The organism is Novosphingobium barchaimii LL02, from assembly GCF_001046635.1.
GTDB classification, from domain to species: domain Bacteria; phylum Pseudomonadota; class Alphaproteobacteria; order Sphingomonadales; family Sphingomonadaceae; genus Novosphingobium; species Novosphingobium barchaimii.
This window is the reverse complement of record NZ_KQ130455.1, coordinates 135,289-153,872: the sequence shown is the minus strand read 5'-3', so window position 1 is coordinate 153,872 and position 18,584 is coordinate 135,289. Positions and strand designations below refer to the sequence as shown.

The following is an 18,584-nucleotide window of genomic DNA, read 5'->3' as shown; positions in this document are numbered from 1 at the left end:
GCAGCCGCTTACCAGATACGCACGCGGTCCTTGGGAGCCAGGTACAGCTTCTCGCCCGGCTTCACCCCGAACGCCTTGTACCATTCGTCGAAGTTACGAACGATCCCGTTGATGCGGTACTGCGGCGGCGAGTGCGGATCGGTGATCAGGAACTGGCGGGCCTGCGCCTCGCGCACCTTCGAGCGCCATACCTGCGCCCAGCCCATGAAGAAGCGCTGGTCGCCGGTGAAACCGTCGATCACAGGCGCCGGCTTGCCGTTCAGCGACAGCTTGTAGGCGCGGTAGGCAAGGCTGAGGCCGCCAAGATCGCCGATGTTCTCGCCCATGGTGAGGTGACCGTTCACGCAGGTCTTGCCGTCATCGAACGGGCAGAGCGCGTCATACTGCGCCGCCAGCTTGTCCTGCAGCTTTTCGAACGCCGCCTTGTCGGCCGGAGTCCACCAGTCCCGCAGGTTGCCGGTGCCATCGGACTTGGCGCCCTGATCGTCGAAGCCGTGGCCCATTTCATGACCGATCACCGCGCCGATGCCGCCGTAGTTGACCGCCGGGTCCGCCGTCAGGTTGAAGAACGGCGGCTGCAGGATCGCAGCGGGGAAGACGATCTCGTTGAAGGTCGAATTGTAGTAGGCGTTGACCGTCTCGGGCAGCATTCCCCACTCCGCGCGGTCGACGTTCTGGCCGATGCGGTTCATGTCGAAGGCGCTCTGCCAGGCGCCGGCGGCGACGGCGTTGCCCAGCGGGTCGGTGGGCGAGAAGGCAAGGCCTTCATACGTCTTGAACGTCGCGGGAGCGCCGATCTTGGGCGTGAAGGCATCCAGCTTGGCCTTGGCCTCGACGCGGGTGGCGGGGCTCATCCACGCCAGGTCCTTGAGGTTGACGCCCATGGCCTTGCGCAGATTCGCGACAAGGTCGGTCATCGCCGCCTTCTGCTCGGCCGGGAAATACTTCGCGGCGTAGATCTTGCCGACCAGTTCGCCGGCCATGCCTTCGACCGCCGCGATGCCGCGCTTCCAGCGGGCGCGCTGCTCGGGCTGCCCGGACAGCGTCTTGCCGTAGAAGGCGAAGCGCGCGTCGTCGATTTCGGACGGCAGGACCGTGGCATTGTCGCTGAGGAAATGCGCGGTCATGTAGGCCTGCCAGGTCGCCACCGGCACCGTGTCCACCAGCTTGATCACCGCCGGCACACCGCCGCCGAACAGCGTCTGCGCCTTTGCCGCATCGATGCGGGCGGCCTTCAGTTCCTCGGCCGTGGGCGGGATTTCGGCGGCGAGCACATACGTGGCCTTCTGCGCGCCGAGGCTGGTGAGGAAGCCCTTCACCACGCCGGGCGAACCCATGGCTTCGAATTCGGCGACGGGCAGCTTGTTGTAGGTGAGGTCGGGGTTGCGCGCAGCGGCGCGGTCCCAGTCGGCCTGGGCGATGCTGGTTTCAAGCGCCAGCACCGCCTTGGCGGCGCCTTGCGCGTCGGGATAGCCGGCCTTGCCGAGCAGGAACGCCAGATACGTCTGGTACTGGGCGCGCAGGGTGACCGAACGCTCGTCGTTCTTCAGGTAGTAGTCGCGGTCGGGCAGGCCGAGGCCGGAGACGCCGATGTTGAGCGCGTAGATGTCGCTCTGCTTGTCATCCGCGCCGACATAGGCGCCCAGCGGCGAGGCATAGCCGGGCTGGCCGAACAGATGGGCGAGATCGGCGGGGGTCTTCGCCGCCTTGATCCGGTCAAGGTAGGGCTTGGCCGGGGCAAGACCAGCCGCGTTGATCGCGCCGGTGTCCATGAACGCCTTGTAGGCGGCCGCGATGCGCGCGGCGTCCGAACCCGGCGCGGGGTTGGAGGCGACCAGCTCATCGAGGATCGCGTGAACGCGCTGTTCCGACAAGTCGTTCAGCTCGATGAACGAGCCCCACCGCGTACGGTCGGCGGGCAGTTCGACGGTCTTGTTCCAGGTGCCGTTGACGTAGGCGTCGAAATCGTCGCCCGGCTTGACCGACTTGTCGATCCACTGGGTCTGGACCCCGAACTTGCCCCAGTCGGCAGAAGGCGCGAGCGACGGCTTGGCAGCGGGGGCTGCTTCCTGTGCGCTAGCGGTGAACGACAGGCCAAAGCCGAGAGCGAAAACGGAAACAGCAGCGCTCGAAGCGAGCACCTTGCCGGAGAAGCGGGACATGTCCTGACCTTTTCGTGAAAATGGGGGTACGACAGGATATTACGGCTGGGCCACGACGGCCCACGATGGCGCGCAACATAATTGTCATCCCGCGCAATGCCAGCCGAAAATGGCGTCGGATCGCCTCTGCCTTGCGATGAGCGGCAAATCCGCCGCAATCACGGCTGGCACCGCTCCCTTAAACGAGGCTCCCTCCGTTGGAGGCAGCGCCGTCCCCAGAGCAGGCGTCAACCCAGCGGGATGATCGGCGGGCTGTCGAACTGAAGCGAGGCAAGGCGCGCATAGAGCCCGCCGGCCCGGGTCAGGCTGTCGTGCGTGCCCTGTTCGACGATACGGCCGGCGTCCATGACGATGATCCGGTCTGCCTGGCGCACCGTGGCGAGGCGGTGGGCAATGACCAGCGTGGTGCGGTGCGCCATCAACCGGTCGAGCGCGTCCTGCACCAGCCTCTCGCTCTCGGCGTCGAGCGCGCTCGTCGCCTCGTCCAGCAGCAGGATCGGCACGTCGCGCAGCAATGCCCGGGCAATCGCGATACGCTGGCGCTGGCCGCCGGAAAGGCGGGCGCCGTCTTCGCCCAGGAAGGTATCGAGGCCCTGCGGCAGCGCGCGCAGGAAGCTTTCCGCGTTGGCGGCGCGGGCCGCTTCCCAGATCGCGGCGTCATCGGCCTGCCAGTTGCCATAGCGCAAGTTGTCGCGGGCGCTCGCGGCGAACAGCACGCCTTCCTGCGGGACAAGCGCGATGCGCTCGCGAATCTGCCCCGGATCGGCAGAGGCGAGCGGCACGCCGTCGATCTTGATGGCGCCGCTCTGCGGATCGTAGAAACGCTCGGCAAGCTGGAACAGCGTCGACTTGCCACCGCCCGAAGGTCCGACGATCGCCACTGTCTCGCCCGGTTCGATGGTCAGGTTGAAATCGTGCAGCGCCGGCAGGTCGGGGCGTGAGGGATAGCGGAAAGTCACGCGCTCGAAAGCGAGCTTGCCGCGCGGCGGCTCAGGCAGCAGCAGGGCGCGCGCAGGCGCGGCGATGGTGGGACGCTCGCCCAGCAGTTCGGCAAGGCGACTGGCGGCACCTGCGCCGCGCACAAGGTCGCCGTAGACCTCGGTCAGCGAGCCGAACGCGCCTGCCACGATGCCTGCGGTGACAACGAAAGCGGCGATGGTGCCGCCCGTGATCGAGCCGGCGGCAACACCGATGGCGCCGCACCACATGATGACCGTGATCGCGCCGAAGATCAGGAACATGATCACCGCGGTCATGACCGAGCGGATGAAGATGCGCTTCTTGCCGGTATCGAACGTGCGTTCGACGGCGGCGGCGAACCGCTCATGCTCGCGGCCTTCCTGATTGAACGCCTGCACGATCTTGATCGCACCAAGAACTTCGCCGGTCAGAGCGCCGATGTCGGCAACGCGGTCCTGGCTAGACCGGGATACCGCACGCAGCCGCCGTCCGAACATCGCGATAGGCACGATCACGACGGGAATGGCGATCACCAGGCCCGCGGTCAGCCGGGGCTCCAGCGCGAACAGGTAGATCACCCCGCCGATCGCCATGATGGCATTGCGCAGCGCCACCGATACCGTGGTGCCGACGATCTGCTCGATGATCGCGGTGTCGGCGGTCAGGCGCGAGGAGATTTCCTTGGGACTGTTTTCCTCGAAGAAACCCGGCGCCAGCGTCAGCATGTGCCGCTGTACCCGCAGGCGGATATCGGCAATGACGCGCTCCCCAAGCCAGGAGACCGAGTAGAACCGGATCGCGGTGGCTATAGCCAGCACCACCACCACGCCAAGCAGCGCCGCGAACCACCAGCGGATCGCATGGGGATCGGCGCCTTTCGCAAATCCCTGATCGATGATCTGGCGGAAGCCGAACGGGATGGCCAGGGTCGAAGTCGCCGTGGTGATCAGCGCCAGGCCCGCCATGGCCATCCAGCCCGGATACTTGAGCATCTCGCGCCAGACCATGCGCAAGGGGCCGAGGTTTCCCTTGCGGCTCCTGCTGCGCTTCGCCGGTGCGGCGGTGTCTTCAGATGAAGCGGATATGCCCTGCGCCGTGTCCATCGCGCGCCCTTACAGCTTGGCGCGATGAAGGAAAAGGCCTCCTTGGGTACAATGACTTTCTTGATGCCAGAGCAGCCGGAATATGGGAAATTCGCGACGAAGCGGTGGATTTGCGCGAAATACGACTAACAGATTTCGTAATTGCCGCGTTGCACCATTAACCCCTAGTGCCCAGATCATGGTTTAATTGACCGATTGACGGCCGATTTCGGCCAGGAGATTCACTTTGCTTTACAACGCCTACGAACTGCAGCGTACGATGATGAGCGGTGCCGCCGCATGGGCATCGGTTGGCGCGGAAATGCTGAGCAATCCCAAACTTCCAATGGGTTACTTCGGCTTGGGCCCTGTCATGGCCTCGGCACTGGACGTATTCGCGCATGCCGCTGCTCCGCGCGGCAAGCCTGCTTTCGGGATCGAGACGGTGACCGTGGGCGGCAAGACCCATCCCGTCACCGAATCGATCGTGCTCCATCGCCCCTTCGGCAACCTGCTGCGCTTCGAGCATCCGGGCCTGCCGGCAAATGCCCCCAAGCTCTTGATCGTCGCACCAATGAGCGGCCACTACGCCACTCTTCTGCGCGGCACGGTGGCTCGCATGGCGGAAAGCTGCGAAGTCTACATTACCGACTGGGCCGATGCGAAGCTGGTTCCCGCCAGCGCCGGCAAGTTCGACCTCGACGACTATATCGACTACGTCATCGACTTCCTCGACCACATCGGCCCCGGCGCGCATATGCTCGCAGTGTGCCAGCCGTCGGTTCCCGCCTATGCCGCCACGGCAATCATGGGCGCCAAGAGGCATCCCTGCCGCCCTGCCACACTGACCATGATGGGCGGCCCGATCGACACCCGTGAGGCGCCCACCAGCGTCAACGACGTGGCGATGCAGCAGCCGCTTTCCTGGTTCGAGAACAACGTCGTTGCCACTGTGCCGCAGATGTACCCAGGCGCCGGCCGCAGGGTCTATCCGGGCTTCCTGCAGTTGGCCGGCTTCATGGCGATGAACCTGGGCAGCCACATGATGAGCCACTACGGCATGTTCAAGCACATGGTCGCCGGCGACGGCGACAGCGCGGATTCGACCAAGGCGTTCTACGATGAATACCGCGCCGTGTGCGATATGACCGCCGACTTCTATCTCCAGACGGTGGAACACGTGTTCCAGAAACACTCATTGCCCAAGGGTGAATTCGTCCACCGCGGCGAGGTTATCGATCTGTCGGGGATCCGCGACACGGCGCTTCTGGCCGTCGAGGGCGAGCGTGACGATATTTCCGGCATCGGCCAGACCCGTGCCGCACTGCACCTGGCAAGCCACCTGCCCGAGAAGAGCAAGAAGTATTATCTGGCCGAGGAAGTTGGCCATTACGGTATCTTCAACGGCAGCAAGTGGCGAAACCGAATCGCTCCGGTGCTGGAGGACTGGATCGCCCAGCACAGCCGCAAGTCGTTGAAGGTGGTGGCCTGATTCGCGGATCGCGTGGTCCCGGGTAAAACCGGGGTAAAACCGGGACCACGCGTTCGTGTAAATTGCCCCGCTCCGGCCTGGATGCGCCAGAGCGCTCTGCGGGTGCGCCAATCGCTCGACGGAACGGTAGATCGCTGCGCCAGGTTGTGTTATTAGTGCAACTATGGATCGCACCCATTCCCGGCGGAAAGTACTCAAGGGCAGTCTCGTAGCAGGCCTCGGCCTGGCCCTTCCATCTCGCGCCTTCGCGGCGGAAGAACTGAGTTCAGGTGCCGCATCGCCCGGCGAAGGCGCCGCCGCTACGCTGGCAAGCACATTTCCGACCGGCCTTTCCACGGCCCCGGCGCTGGCCAGCGGGCTGACCTCATATCAGAATCGCGTTCTTCAGGTCGCGTCGCTCCAGGCCCAGCGCGTGCGCGGGCATCTGTGGCGTGCGGACGTGGTCGGGATCGTCGATTTCGCGCAGCCATCGTGGAAGCCGCGCCTGCATTTCGCCAATCTGGAGAACGGGACCGTGCGCTCGTTCCTGGTGGCCCACGGACGCGGCTCCGATCCGGCGCACAGCGGCTGGCTGCAAAGTTTCTCCAACACGCCCGGCTCCGAGGCGACCTCACGCGGGGCCTACCTCACCGCCGAATGGTACAAGGGCAAGTACGGCACCTCGATCCGCCTCGTCGGACTGGACAACGACAATTCGATGGCGCTGCCACGCGCGATCGTCATGCACCCCGCATGGTACGTGGACCCCACCATGATCGAAAAGTGGGGCAAGCTCGGCCGCAGCGAAGGCTGTTTCGCGATGAGCAACTCCGACTTCAACGAAGCGCTGTGGCACATATCAGGCGGGCGCCTGCTGTTTGCGGACCGTATCGGCGAGGGCTGATCCCCGCTCGTATCGCAGACATCGGCCAGAGCCGGTTAGACACCGGACCCGCCAAATGATACAGAATGGCTCATGAAAACCAGCCTGAGAGGCGTAGAACGCAATGCGCTGACCGCTGCCCTTCTGGCGCTGTTCGAGGAAATATCCTTCGAGCAGCTTACCATCCGTGAGATCACCGCGGGCACCGGCTACCCGCTGGTCGAAGACACGGGTGAGCGCGGCGCGGGGCGGCGCGGGGCTGCACAAACCTGATGACAACCCTGGCAGACCAGCCCCTCACCGGCGAGATCGAAAGCGCCGACTGGCCCGAGTTCGGCTGGGTCGATGATATCCGTCCCGCGCTTGCCCGGCACGCAGCAACTGGCCGCCCGGCCGCGCTGGCGACACTCTATCAGGTTGCCGGCAGCGCTCCGAGGGGCCCCGGCGCGCAGATGCTGTTCGCAGCCGGCGCCGACGGCGGCGTTTCGGCAAGCGGCTACTTCTCGGGCGACTGCATCGAAGGCGATGTCGCCAACCATGCCGCCGGGGTGCTTGCCGATGGCCGGCCCCGGCGCCTGCACTACGGCATGGGCAGCCCCTGGATCGACCTGCGGCTGCGCTGCGGCGGCGCACTCCATGTCCTGCTCGAACGGGTCACAAGCGATTCGCCCGCCCTGCGCGGCCTGCTGCGCCACGCGGCGGAGCGCCGTTCCTGCACCTGGGTCAGCGACGGCGAGACGCAGTCCGTCACTGAAGACGCCGGCCCGCTGCTGTCCTTCACAAACGAACCGTTTCGCATCGCCCGGCGTTACGATCCGCCGCGCCGGCTGATCGTCTCGGGCGGTGATCCCGGCGCCCTTGCCGCCGCTCGGCTGGGGGCCATGGCGCAATTCGAGACGATCGTGCTGCGCCCCGGCGGCCCTCAGGCGCCCCCGCCCTTCCCGGTGGCGCAATATCTGCGCGAGGAACCCGCCGAAGCGCTGGCCCGGCTCAAGGTCGATCGCTGGACGGCCTATCTGGGCGCGACGCATGAGGATCACCACGATCTGGCAGGCTGCCTTGCCGCGCTGCGCGGGCACGCTGGCTATGTCGGCATGATCGGCGCGAAATCGCGCGCGGGCGAACGCCTCGCCGCGCTGGAAGCGGCTGGTGCCAGCGCTGAGGAACTGGCCCGGCTGCACCTCTCGCCGGGCGTTCCGGGGCTGGGAAAATCGCCGTGGGAAGTGGCGACAGGCATCATCGCCGAAATCATGCAGGCCCTGAATCCGGCGCGCGAGCGCGCGTGACCGCCGATGGATGCCTGCCGGGTGACTGGTTCGCGGCAATAGTTCTCGCCGCTGGTCACGCCGTCCGTTTCGGCAGCGACAAGCTCGCTGCACCGCTGGACGGTGCCCCCCTGCTGACCCATGCGATCCGCGCCGCCCGCGCCGCGCCCGTGGCGAAAGTCGTGGTCGTCACGCGGCCCGGCCTCACGCTGGAGCCATGCCCGGGCAAGCCTGCGGTGGAGGTTGTGCGGCTTGCCAGCACCGCGCTGTCAGACACACTCAAGACCGGCGTCGCGGCGGTGAGCGGCGCAAAGGGCGCCTTTGTGTTCCTTGGCGACATGCCCCGGATTCCGCATGGGCTGGCCGCAAGCCTGGCTGCGGCGATCGGCCCGGCCTATGCCGCCATGCCGCGCCAGGGAGGCCGCCCCGGCCATCCGGTCCTGCTGTCATCCCGCGCATTCGCCGATATCTGCGCCCTTACCGGGGACGAAGGCGCCGGACGCCTGCTGCGCCGCAGGGATGATGTGACATTCGTCGACTGCACAGATCCCGCGATCCATTTCGACGTGGACCGCCCGGACGATCTGGCCCGGGCCGCAGGTCCATCATAACGATCTGAAGGCTATGCCCGCAGCAGCTCCGGCAGCTTGCCCGACATGCCCCGCGCCTCGTCCATGAAGAAGCGCTTGAGCGCGGGCAGGCGCTGCACCGCGCCCATTCCCAGACGGCGCGCGGCGCTGGGCAGGCGGCCGGGGATGCCGAACAGGCGAGTCAGCCCGTCCGTCACCGACATCACCATGAAGGTATCGAGGCTGCGCCACTTCTCATACCGCGCGAGCATCTGCGCATCGCCGGGTTCCAGCCCGAGGCGCATACCCTCGGTAAGTACCTCTACCAGAGCGCCGACATCCCGCAGGCCAAGGTTGAGCCCCTGTCCCGCGATCGGGTGCATCCCGTGCGCCGCATCGCCGATCACCGCAAGGCGCTCGTCCACCACGCGGCCCGCATGATGGAAACGCAAGGGGTAGCTCATGCGCGGCGCGGCGAGCGAGATCGCGCCCAGCACCCCGTGCATCCGCGAGGCGACCTCGTTGACGAACATCGCATCTGGCATGGCCATGACCCCGGCCGCATCCTTTTCGGCCACGGTCCAGACGAGCGCGCTGCGATGGCGGCCCTGTTCATCGTCCAGCAGCGGCAGCAGCGCGAAGGGACCGGCGGGGTAGAAGATTTCCCAGGCGGTGTTTTCGTGCGATTTTTCGTGGAACAGCGCCGCCACGGTGGCGCGGTGCCTGTAATCCCACTTGGCGAGCGCGAAGCGGGCTTCATCGCGGGTGGGCGACTGGCGCCCCTCCGCGGCCACCAGCAGCGAGCCGGTGAGTATCCGCCCGTCGGCAAGCTCCACCTCGACGCCGTGGGGGCCGCGATCCCGGCGCACCGCCTCGGTCCTTACATGCCAGGCGATGGCCGGCTCTTCGCGCGCGGCGTCGAACAGGGCGATCCGCAAGTCACGGTTGGCGAACATGCGGCCCAGCGAGCCTTCTTCGGGCTTGGGCGTAAAATCGATCCGGCCCGGCTTCATCCCGTCGGTTACGGCAATGGAATCGATCGGGCAGCCGAGCGGTTTCAGCCGTTCGGCAAGGCCGATATTGGTGAACAGGTTCCAGCTCGCCGTAGAGATGGCCGAGGCGCGCGCATCCGCGCCCTCGGCCACGAGATCGGCCGGGTCAGCCCGGTCGATCACGTGGGAGGTGATCCCGGCCTTTGCGGCGGCCAGCGCCAGCGTCATGCCGACAAGGCCGCCGCCCAGGATGATCAGGTCACGGCGTTCACCCCCGGAGGGCGTAAGGGCCGTATTCGGTGCAGTCGTATTCGAGTCGCTCATCACGAGCAGCTATCGGACTCCCCGGCGTAGATGTCGAGACATCTGCCGTCCCAGGTGCCGGCCGGCTCGGAAAGCCCCACCAGCGCGGCGAGGGTCGGGGCGATGTCCACCGTCTCCACCGGCTGCGCCTGCTCCATGCGGACCTGGCCCTTGCGCCAGAACAGCATCGGCACGCGGCGATCGTAGTCCCAGGGGCTGCCGTGAGTGGCGGTGTAGCCGGGAACCGCCTTGGTGCCGGGCACGACGGCCCGCTTCGTCATCATCAGCACGTCGCCCGAACGGGTCGGATCGAAGGAGGCGGCGACGATCTCGATTTCGCTCCAATCCTGCGGATGGCCGCTGGGGACCTTGACCTTTTTCAGTTCCTCGGCGGTGTAGGCGCCCGAGATCTGCGGGTTGGCCTTGAGCTGCCTGACCAGCTCGGCGATCACTTTCCTGCGCTGCGCCGGGGTGAGCCCGGCGTTGAGCCAGATATCGCCCGAGCCGCCTGCGCCGTAAAGCAGCGGGCCGGACTTGGGGGTGATCCTGGTGACCTTGGAAACCGAGGCCGACAGCCCCTCGTCGGTCAGCGACGGGTCGAGGCGCGCGGCATCGGGCACGCCCTGCAGTTTCATGCGCTCGGGGGCATCGGCGCCGCCGTGGTCGGCGCTGAGCATGACCACATAGTCCAGCCCGCGCGCATCCAGAGCGCCGAGCAGCGTGCCGATCGTCTGGTCGAGGACGTTCATCTGGATGCACATCTCGACGCCCTCGTTGCCGTAGGCATGACCGACCTTGTCGGTGGCCGAGTAGCTGACCGAGAGCACGTCGGGCACGTCATCCTTGCCCAGCGGCATTTCGTCGAGCAGGCGGATGGCCAGATCGGTGGTCGCCTCATCCATGCGCGGGCTGTTCGAAAAACCCTTCATGTCGCCGGCTTTCAGCGGGAAACGGTACGTGCCGATGGTGAAACCGCCCACATCGGTGGGCCGGTCAACGTCGCCGCACCAGCCCGGCACCGGCAGTTCGGCCGCACCTGCCGCGACCTTGGCGGCGAGCGCCTTGTTCTCTGCCAGCGCGGCGGGGGACAGCTTGCGCCCCTCGAAGCTGGTGAAGCCCTTGCCCTTGAGCCAGTAGGCGGCGTCGGCGGTGTGGCCGCTCATCATCACGACCGCGCGGTCCTTGGCCGATACCGCGACGTTGAGGGTGGCCGGGTTCTTTTTCTTGAGGAGATCGCCCAGGGTCGGTGCCTTGAGGTGATCGGGGCTGATGACCGAATCCTCGGACGTGCTTTTCGGATTCGTCTCGTCTTCGGAGCAGTACACCTGCTTGTCGTCGCGGCCGATGCCGGGGACGAACCAGTTGTTGGCGATGATGCCCGTGCGATTGGGGTGCACGCCGGTCAGCAAGGTGGAGTGGCCGGGGCAGGTCTCCGTCGCCGCGTGAGACTGGAAGCCCGAGGGGAACACCGTGCCCTGCAGCAAGCGCGCGAGGCCCTTGGTGTAGCGTTCGCGATACTGCTGGAACAGATCGGCGGAATACTGGTCGACAGAGATCGCGACGATCAGCCTGGGCGGGGTCGTGGGCGCCGCGGGCGCGGGGGCCTGCGCAGGTGCGGCAGGGGCAGTGTCCTGTGCAAAGGCCGGAGCGGCGGCGCCAAGCGCGAGGACGACAGCGAGCGATGAAAAGGCCATCGGAAGATTAGGGAGCCGCATTGGGGGAGGTTCCTTGAAAAGTCTGCGCGTTGAGGGCAAATGCATCGGTGATCGGATCGCCACCCGCGTGCAAGGGTAGTGCAAGCCCATTGGCCAACACACGGGAAGCATCATGACCTCGCGCCGCTACGCCGCCCTTGTGACGGTTCTATGTCAACTCACGGCGCTTTTGGGAGTCTTTCTCGCAAGTGCCCTGCCCGCCCAGGCGGCGCCCACCCATATCGCGGCGGAGCTGGTCGCCGGTCCGATCGTGGACGGCAAGGCGACGCTGGCGATCCGCATGTCGCCCGAAAAGGGCTGGCACGGCTACTGGATCAATCCGGGCGACGCGGGGCTGGGCATGCAGCTGGCGTGGGAGCTTCCCGAAGGCGCCAGCGTTGGCGAACCGGCCTACCCGGTGCCCCGCACGCTGGTGGTGCAGGGCCTGATGAACCACGTCTACGAAAAGGAATATGCGGTTCTGGTGCCGGTGACGCTGCCTGAAAAGGCGACCGCGGGCACCCGCCTGCCGGTCCGCGTCAAGGCACAGTGGCTGGCCTGCACGGAACAGCTGTGCGTCCCCGAACGCGCCGAACTCGCGACCGAGATCGTTGTCGGCGCGGCGCCGGACAAGAAGACGGCCAAGCGCTTTGACGAGTGGACGCGCGCCCTTCCCGCCCCGCTCGATGCCCCCGCCGCCTTTGCGCTGACCGACAAGACACTGCGCCTGGCGATCCCCCTGCCCGCCTCGGTCAAGCTGGAGGCGCCGCACCTGTTCGTGCGCGAGGACAAGCTGGTGAATTACGCAGCGGCGCAGATGTTCAGCCGCAAGGGCGACGTCCTGCTGGTGACCATCCCGCGCCCCGATTTCGCCTCCCCCGCAGCGGGGACGGTGGACGCCGTGCTGCGCCTCGACGGCTTCGGCAACGGCATCGCGCTGACCGCCAAGCCCGGCCCCGTGCCCACCGGCGGCGAACCTGTGGCGAGCGATACCGAAGCGCCCGAACTGCCCGCCCTGCCCTGGCTGCTGCTGGCGGCGGTGGCGGGCGGCCTGCTGCTCAACGTGATGCCCTGCGTCTTCCCGATCCTGTCGCTCAAGGCGCTGAGCCTTGCCCGCGCCGGCGAAAGCGAAGCCCATGCACGGGTCGAAGGGCTGGCCTATTCCGCCGGTGTCATCACCGCCTGCCTGATCCTGGGCGCGGCGCTGCTGGCCCTGCGCGCGGGCGGCGAGCAAGTGGGCTGGGCATTCCAGTTGCAGGAACCGGCAGTCGTCGTCGCGCTGTTCGTGCTGGCTGCTGCGATCACCGCCAATCTGCTGGGCCTGTTCGAATTCGCCGTGCCGGGCTTCGCCAGCGGCGGCAGCGCGCAGGGGTCGTTCGCGACCGGACTGCTCGCCGCCTTCGTCGCGACGCCCTGCACCGGCCCGTTCATGGCAAGTGCGATGGGCGCCGCCCTGCTGCTGCCGGTGGCCCCCGCGCTGACGCTGTTCGCGGCGCTGGGCCTGGGTATCGCGCTGCCCTTCCTTGCCATCGCCTTCGTACCGGCCCTGCGTCGGCGCCTGCCCCGTCCGGGCAAATGGATGGTCACCTTCCGCCGGATCATGGCAGTGCCGATGGCGCTGACCGCCCTGGCGCTGGCATGGCTGGTGTGGCGTCTTGGCGGCGCGGCAACGCTGTCCTACGTGCTGGCGCTGGCGGCGATGCTGCTGGCGCTTCTGGCGCTTGCCGGGCGCAACCAGCGCCGCGGCCGCCCCGCGCTGATCCCCGCCTGCCTGGCCCTTGCCGTGCTCGCCGTCGGTGTGCTGACGATGCCGGAGCCGCAGCATCAGCCCGGCGAAACGGCCTCGATCATCAACGCCAAACCGTTCTCGGCCAAAGCCCTGGCCAAGGCGCAGGGTGAAGGCAGGCCGGTGTTCGTGTGGATGACCGCCGACTGGTGCCTGACCTGCAAGGTCAACGAGGAAGTCGCGATCGAGCGCGAGGACACGAAGGCCGCCTTCGAAAAGGCCGGCGTCGTCGTCCTGCGCGGTGACTGGACCCGCCGCGATCCCGAAATCACCCGCTACCTCACCGCGCGGGGCGCGGCCGGGGTGCCGCTTTACGTCTGGTATGCGAAGGGCGCAAAGCCCGAGACGCTGCCGCAGGTGCTGACCCCGGCGCTGCTGGCGCAAAAAGCGGGCTCGTAGTTTTACCCAGTTAGCACCGCCCATTCTTTTGCCTCCCGAAATCCGGGACCCTCGGCGGGGGACCTTGAGGCAAAAGAGGTGGGGCCGCATGCAACGTCTGGACGCGGTACAAGGATTACGCGCTGTCGCCGCCTGGTTCGTCGTGATCGCTCACGGCGCGCTTTGGGCGGGCGGTTTCGGCTCGCTCATTCTTCCGGCTCGCTCCTACGAACTGCTCGGTTCGCTCGGGGTTTTGATGTTCTTCACCGTCAGCGGCTTCATCATGGTCTACATCAGTCGCGGCACGTTCGGGATGCCCGGAGCTTCCCTCTCGTTTCTGCAGAAACGGTTGATACGCATCGTCCCGCTCTACTGGATGATGACCATGCTGACCCTCGTGATCATCCTGCGAAACGCCGAACCTGTGGGCATGGTGCGGGTGATGCAATCGCTTTTGTTCATTCCCTACATCGTCCACGGCCATCTGATACGCCCGCTGCTCGGCGTGGGCTGGACCCTCAACTTCGAGATGTTTTTCTACGTTCTGTTCGCGGTGTCGCTGCTTGTCCGGCGCGGCCTGATGCTGCTTTGCTGCACGCTGGGAGTGCTCCTACTGACGGACCAGGTTCTCAATCCCATCTGGCATTATCATGACCCGTCGACCCTGGCGCAGGAATGGACGGACCCCCTGCTGCTGCCCTTCCTGCTGGGTATCGGACTGGCCGTACTCCACAAATCCTACCCGGCGATCCACAATCGGCATCCGTTCCTGGGCCTCGCTGCCGGCTGTCTGGTGATGCTTGTACTGCAGCAGACACTGATCCCCGATCACAATGACCCTGTCTGGTGGCGGATTGCCGTTCTGGCATTGGGCGCGGTGCTGGCATCATCGGCGATCCTGGCGTCGGCCCACCTCAAAGTACCGCGCTGGCTCATCCTGGCGGGCGATTCGTCCTATAGCCTGTACCTCGTCCATCCCTTGCTGTTCGGCCTGGTAAAACACATCGGCGGGGAAGCGCTGGCGCGGGAGCTCCCGGTCGCCGCGATGTTGCTCTATGTCGTCCTGAGCACGGCCGCGGGCCTGGCCTTGCATCTCTGCATAGAGCGGCCGCTGACGCGCTGGCTGGGGCTAAGACTTCCCCGCTCCGCCCCGCCAACCCCGAGACTGGAAGCAGCCGCAGCCTGAGCCGGCACACCAAGCGGCAGCGTCACAGCACCTCTGCCACGCCCTCCAGACCGGCGCGCAGCTTGTCGATCGCCTGCGCTTTGAGCTGATGCACGCGCGGCACCGAGACCTGCAGCACTTCGGCGATCTCGGCCAGGTTGAGTTCCTCGACGAAGTAGAGCTGGACGATCAGCTTCAGCCGGTCCGGCAGGTCGGAAATCGCCGCGATCACCGCGCCGCGCGTTTCCTCTCCCGCCAGCATCGCGAAGCTGTCGGGCGTTTCGGCGGCGAAGGCCATGTTCTGGTCGGAATAGGCCTCATCCAGCGAATCGAAGCGCAGCGGCTGGCTCGATGCGCGCAGCGAAGCCAGTTCCCGCTCGTCGATGCCCATCGCCTGCGCCAGTTCGCGCGGGTTGGGTTCACGGCCAAGGCTGCCGCGCAGGGCGGTTTCCTTTTCGGCCAGCAGGCGCCTCCGTTCACCCGCCCCGCGCGACATCGGCAGGCTGCGGCGGACCATGTCCACCATCGCGCCGCGCACGCGCATCTTGGCGTAGGCGGCAAAGCCGTCCTCGGTCGGCCCGGCGTGTTTCTGCGCGCATTCGGTCAGCGCGACGAGGCCCGCCTGGACGAGATCCTCCAGTTCGATCCCCGGCCGTCCGCTGCCGTGAACATGCCAGGCCTGCCGCCGCACCATCGGCAGGAAGCGCCGCACGCGGTCGCCCACGTCGCCCTGATAGGCACGCATCGCCGCCGGAGACGCGGACGGGGAAGAGGTCGAAAAAGACATCTGGTTCATGCGGCCATGCTTTCGGCGTTGTCAGGTGCGGGAAGGCCGCGCGGTTCCTGCGGCGGAGCGGCGGCGCCGATCACGTCGATGACCTCGATCGGCTGGGTCGCGGGCAGCTCGGAAATCGAGAGTACAAGGCAGCCGGGCGCGCGCAGGCGCAGCAGCGCCGCCAACGCCCGGCGCGCGCGAGGCTGCACCACCAGCGTCAGCGGGATCGCGTGGGGGCCGCGCATCTCGCCAAGCGCGGTGATGCGCTCGCCGATCATGCGCGCAAGGTCCGGTTCGATCACCGGCTGGCCGGTCGCGGGATCGACCATGCCCTGCACGATCGCCGCCTCCAGCCCGGCATCCAGCGTCACCACCGGCAGGCGCTCGCTGGGCGGGCAGACCCGCCCGACGATCAGCGCGCCAAGATCGGCGCGGACCAGTTCGACAAGCCGGTCGTGGTCCACCGTCTGCTGGACGGCGCGTGAAAGGCTGGCGAAGATCGGCACCAGATGCGCGATCGGGATGTGGTCCTCCAGCAGCGCGCGCACCAGGCGGGTGACGCCGGCAAGCGTCAACGGCGCGGGGTACACCGTCTCGACCAGACCGGCGGAGTGTTCCTTCAGCGAATCGATCAGCGCACGCACCTGATCCGGGCCCAGCAGGTCCTGCGGGCGCGCCGATAGCAACTGGTTCAGGTGCGTGGCGATGACGGTGCCGGGGTCTACGGTCAGGAACCCCTCGGCGGTGGCGTGATCGCGCGCGGCCGGGTCGATCCACAGGGCGGGGCAGCCGAAACTGGGGTCCCACGTCGCCTCGCCGCGCAGGGCGTGGTGAGGGCTGGCCTCGCCCGCGTCGATGGCGAGGACCTTGTCCGCCCGGATCGCCGCGCCGCCCAGGTTCACGCCGCCCAGGACTATGCGGTAGTCATGCGGCGGCATGTCCAGCGCATCGCGCACGCGAAACTGCGGCACGATGAAGCCGAACGACTGGCTCAGCTGCTTGCGCACGCCGGTGACGCGCGTGACCAGCGGCGATCCGCGCCGCTCGTCCACCAGCTGCACAAGGCCGTAGCCGAGTTCGATGGTGACGAGGGTGTGGTCGGAAACATCCTCCAGCTCGATCCGCGAGGGATCGGCGGGGGCGGCAGGTTCCGCCACTTCGACCGAGGCGATAAGGGCGCGTTCGGCGCGCTTTCGCAGGGCATGCCACATCCATCCCGCCAGCGCGGCGGCGGGCAGGAAGATGCTTTGCGGCATGGCCGGGATCATGCCCATCGCGCCCAGCACCGCCGCCACCGGCAACCATGTGCCGGGGGCGGCAAACTGGTTGCCGATCTGCCCGGCAAGGTCGCGGCTGTCAGACACGCGGGTGACGATGACGGCAGCCGCGATCGACAGCAGCAGCGAGGGCACCTGCGCCACCAGCGCATCGCCGATGGCCAGCGTGATATAGGTCTGCGCGGCCTGCGATGCGGTCAGCCCGTGGCTTATCATGCCCAGGCAGAAGCCCGCGATGATGTTGACGCCCAGGATCAGCAGCGCGGCGATCGCGTCGCCCTTCACGAATTTCGAGGAACCGTCCATCGAGCCGTAGAAGTCAGCCTCGGTCGCCACTTCGCGGCGGCGGGCCTTGGCTTCGTCGGCGGTCATCAGCCCGGCGGCAAGGTCGGCGTCGATGGCCATCTGCTTGCCCGGCAGCGCATCCAGCGTGAAGCGCGCGGACACTTCCGAAACGCGCCCCGCGCCCTTGGTCACCACCACCATGTTGATGATGACGAGGATCAGGAACACGAAGATGCCGACCGCGAAATTGCCGCCGATCAGGAAGGCGCCGAAGGCCTCGATCACCTTGCCCGCTGCCGCTTCTCCCTCATGCCCGTGGACCAGCACCACACGGGTGGAGGCGACGTTGAGCGACAGGCGCAGCAGCGTGGCGAACAGCAGGACCGAGGGGAAGGCCGAGAAATCGAGCGGCTTTTCCGCGTTCATCGCCGCCATCAGCACCGCCACCGACAGCGCGATGTTGAGCACGAACGCCACGTCCAGCACGAAAGCCGGAACCGGCACGATCATCAGCACGATAAGCACGAGGATACCCGCCGGCAGCGCGATGGCTCCGGCGTTTCGAATACGTCCCAGCAGGGTCACAGACCAAGCCTCGCCAGCTTGGAGTACGCATCGCGGACATGGCCGCTGGCGGCGGAACCGGACGTACCGAACGCGGCTTGCAGGGTGTCGGCCATCGATCGTTGGCCAGTGGCGGCAGCGGCGGGCAGCCCGGCGTTGAATTCCCGCGCGAGGGGGCCGGAAGGCTGGTAGCTGGCCGCTTCCAGGGCGACGTTCTCATAGCCAAGGGAGGGCGATCCGGGCGTCCATTCCCCGCCGATGCCGGGCGAAAAATCGCCCTCCATGGCGCCAGCCACCTTGCCGCGCATCAGCGCCATGACCGAGCCGACCGAACGCGGCGCGCCGCCTGCGAAGAAGATGCCGCGATTGGCGGCGGCCGCCTTGGGCAGGATGCCCGCCGCGCTCTGGTTCGGGTTCTGCGCCAGTGCTTCAAGGAATTGCCCGGCCCCGGCCGAGCCAAGGAAATGCGCGAGATAGAGTTCGGCGGCATCCGGCTCCCGGCCAAGGCGCGCGATAAGATCGGCGCGGTTGTCGGCGGCGAGTTCGCCCGCCATCAGCGCCGAAACCTGCGGGTCATAGCGCAGCCCCATGACTTGCGCCCGCGTGGCGGGATCGAGCGTGCCGCCCTGAATCGCATCGCTGACCCAGCCCATGCCGTGCTCGGCGCCGTGGCGGCCCATCGTGGAAAGCCAGGTGCCGGAGGTGAACTGGTACAGCCCCGCCGCGCTGGAAGTAGCGGCGCGGGCGGCGGGATCAAAGCTCGATTCCAGCTTGGCCTGCGCCATGAGGTACTGGAAATCGACGCCGGTGGCCTCGGCCGCATGGGCGATCGCGGCGCGGACCTGCGAGCCGCCCGATGTGGCCCCCACGGCTGACCGCGTGGCGATGCCGGCGAAGACTTGTCCGTCGCTCAAACCAAAACTCCCGGCACACCATGTACCGGGAGCGTTTCAGCAAGAGCCGTGCCAGATTT

The 18,584-nt window shown here is 67.0% G+C and carries 14 protein-coding genes; 7 read left to right on the top strand and 7 right to left on the bottom strand.

Annotation, left to right across the window (positions count from 1 at the left end; all coding sequences use genetic code 11):
* Positions 1-8: 8 nt before the first annotated feature.
* Both V474_RS15100 and V474_RS15095 read right to left on the bottom strand, forming a co-directional pair.
* Entirely contained in the window at positions 9-2,162 is a 2,154-nt protein-coding gene (locus V474_RS15100) for a M13 family metallopeptidase (protein ID WP_059152304.1), read from the bottom strand.
* A 227-nt stretch (positions 2,163-2,389) separates the two neighbouring features.
* Positions 2,390-4,225, bottom strand: coding sequence for an ABC transporter transmembrane domain-containing protein (locus V474_RS15095; RefSeq protein ID WP_059152303.1), 1,836 nt, complete (start codon positions 4,223-4,225; stop codon positions 2,390-2,392).
* A gap of 226 nt (positions 4,226-4,451) precedes the next feature.
* On the opposite strand from V474_RS15095, the gene V474_RS15090 reads away from it, so the two are divergent.
* The 5 genes from V474_RS15090 (at position 4,452) to V474_RS15070 (ending at position 8,434) form a co-directional block, all read left to right on the top strand.
* On the top strand, positions 4,452-5,696 hold the full coding sequence (locus V474_RS15090; protein ID WP_059152302.1) for a polyhydroxyalkanoate depolymerase: 1,245 nt from the start codon (positions 4,452-4,454) through the stop codon (positions 5,694-5,696).
* Between the two features lie 163 nt (positions 5,697-5,859).
* Complete coding sequence (locus V474_RS15085) at positions 5,860-6,579, top strand: murein L,D-transpeptidase catalytic domain family protein (protein WP_059152301.1); 720 nt, start codon at positions 5,860-5,862, stop codon at positions 6,577-6,579.
* 72 nt (positions 6,580-6,651) lie between these two features.
* On the top strand, positions 6,652-6,831 hold the full coding sequence (locus tag V474_RS26410) for a hypothetical protein (protein ID WP_059152300.1): 180 nt from the start codon (positions 6,652-6,654) through the stop codon (positions 6,829-6,831).
* Complete coding sequence (locus V474_RS15075) at positions 6,831-7,844, top strand: XdhC family protein (RefSeq protein ID WP_059152299.1); 1,014 nt, start codon at positions 6,831-6,833, stop codon at positions 7,842-7,844. Before V474_RS26410 ends, V474_RS15075 begins: the two co-directional genes overlap by 1 nt.
* Positions 7,841-8,434: a nucleotidyltransferase family protein gene (locus V474_RS15070; protein WP_236711282.1), complete on the top strand. Its 594-nt coding sequence runs from the start codon at positions 7,841-7,843 to the stop codon at positions 8,432-8,434. The genes V474_RS15075 and V474_RS15070 overlap by 4 nt, the downstream gene beginning before the upstream one ends.
* An 11-nt stretch (positions 8,435-8,445) precedes the next feature.
* Here the strand turns inward: V474_RS15070 and V474_RS15065 are convergent, their stop codons facing one another.
* Positions 8,446-9,708, bottom strand: a complete 1,263-nt coding sequence (locus tag V474_RS15065) for an FAD-dependent monooxygenase (RefSeq protein WP_059152298.1) — start codon at positions 9,706-9,708, stop codon at positions 8,446-8,448.
* Positions 9,708-11,381, bottom strand: coding sequence for an alkaline phosphatase family protein (locus V474_RS15060; RefSeq protein WP_236711281.1), 1,674 nt, complete (start codon positions 11,379-11,381; stop codon positions 9,708-9,710). Before V474_RS15060 ends, V474_RS15065 begins: the two co-directional genes overlap by 1 nt.
* Positions 11,382-11,514: 133 nt before the next feature.
* Between V474_RS15060 and V474_RS15055 the strand changes: the two genes are divergently transcribed.
* The gene (locus tag V474_RS15055) at positions 11,515-13,566 is read left to right on the top strand and encodes a protein-disulfide reductase DsbD family protein (protein WP_059152296.1); all 2,052 of its coding nucleotides are present in this window, start codon (positions 11,515-11,517) and stop codon (positions 13,564-13,566) included.
* An 88-nt stretch (positions 13,567-13,654) separates the two neighbouring features.
* Positions 13,655-14,731: an acyltransferase family protein gene (locus tag V474_RS15050; protein ID WP_059152295.1), complete on the top strand. Its 1,077-nt coding sequence runs from the start codon at positions 13,655-13,657 to the stop codon at positions 14,729-14,731.
* 22 nt (positions 14,732-14,753) lie between these two features.
* On the opposite strand, the gene V474_RS15045 is transcribed toward V474_RS15050, so the two are convergent.
* The 3 genes from V474_RS15045 to V474_RS15035 form a co-directional block, all read right to left on the bottom strand.
* Positions 14,754-15,506: a sigma-70 family RNA polymerase sigma factor gene (locus V474_RS15045; RefSeq protein ID WP_059152294.1), complete on the bottom strand. Its 753-nt coding sequence runs from the start codon at positions 15,504-15,506 to the stop codon at positions 14,754-14,756.
* A complete protein-coding gene (locus V474_RS15040) occupies positions 15,503-17,557 on the bottom strand; it encodes a flagellar biosynthesis protein FlhA (RefSeq protein ID WP_456237692.1) in 2,055 nt (684 codons plus the stop codon). The genes V474_RS15045 and V474_RS15040 overlap by 4 nt, the downstream gene beginning before the upstream one ends.
* Positions 17,558-17,628: 71 nt before the next feature.
* The gene (locus V474_RS15035) at positions 17,629-18,525 is read right to left on the bottom strand and encodes a transglycosylase SLT domain-containing protein (RefSeq protein ID WP_236711280.1); all 897 of its coding nucleotides are present in this window, start codon (positions 18,523-18,525) and stop codon (positions 17,629-17,631) included.
* Between the last annotated feature and the right edge of the window lie 59 nt (positions 18,526-18,584).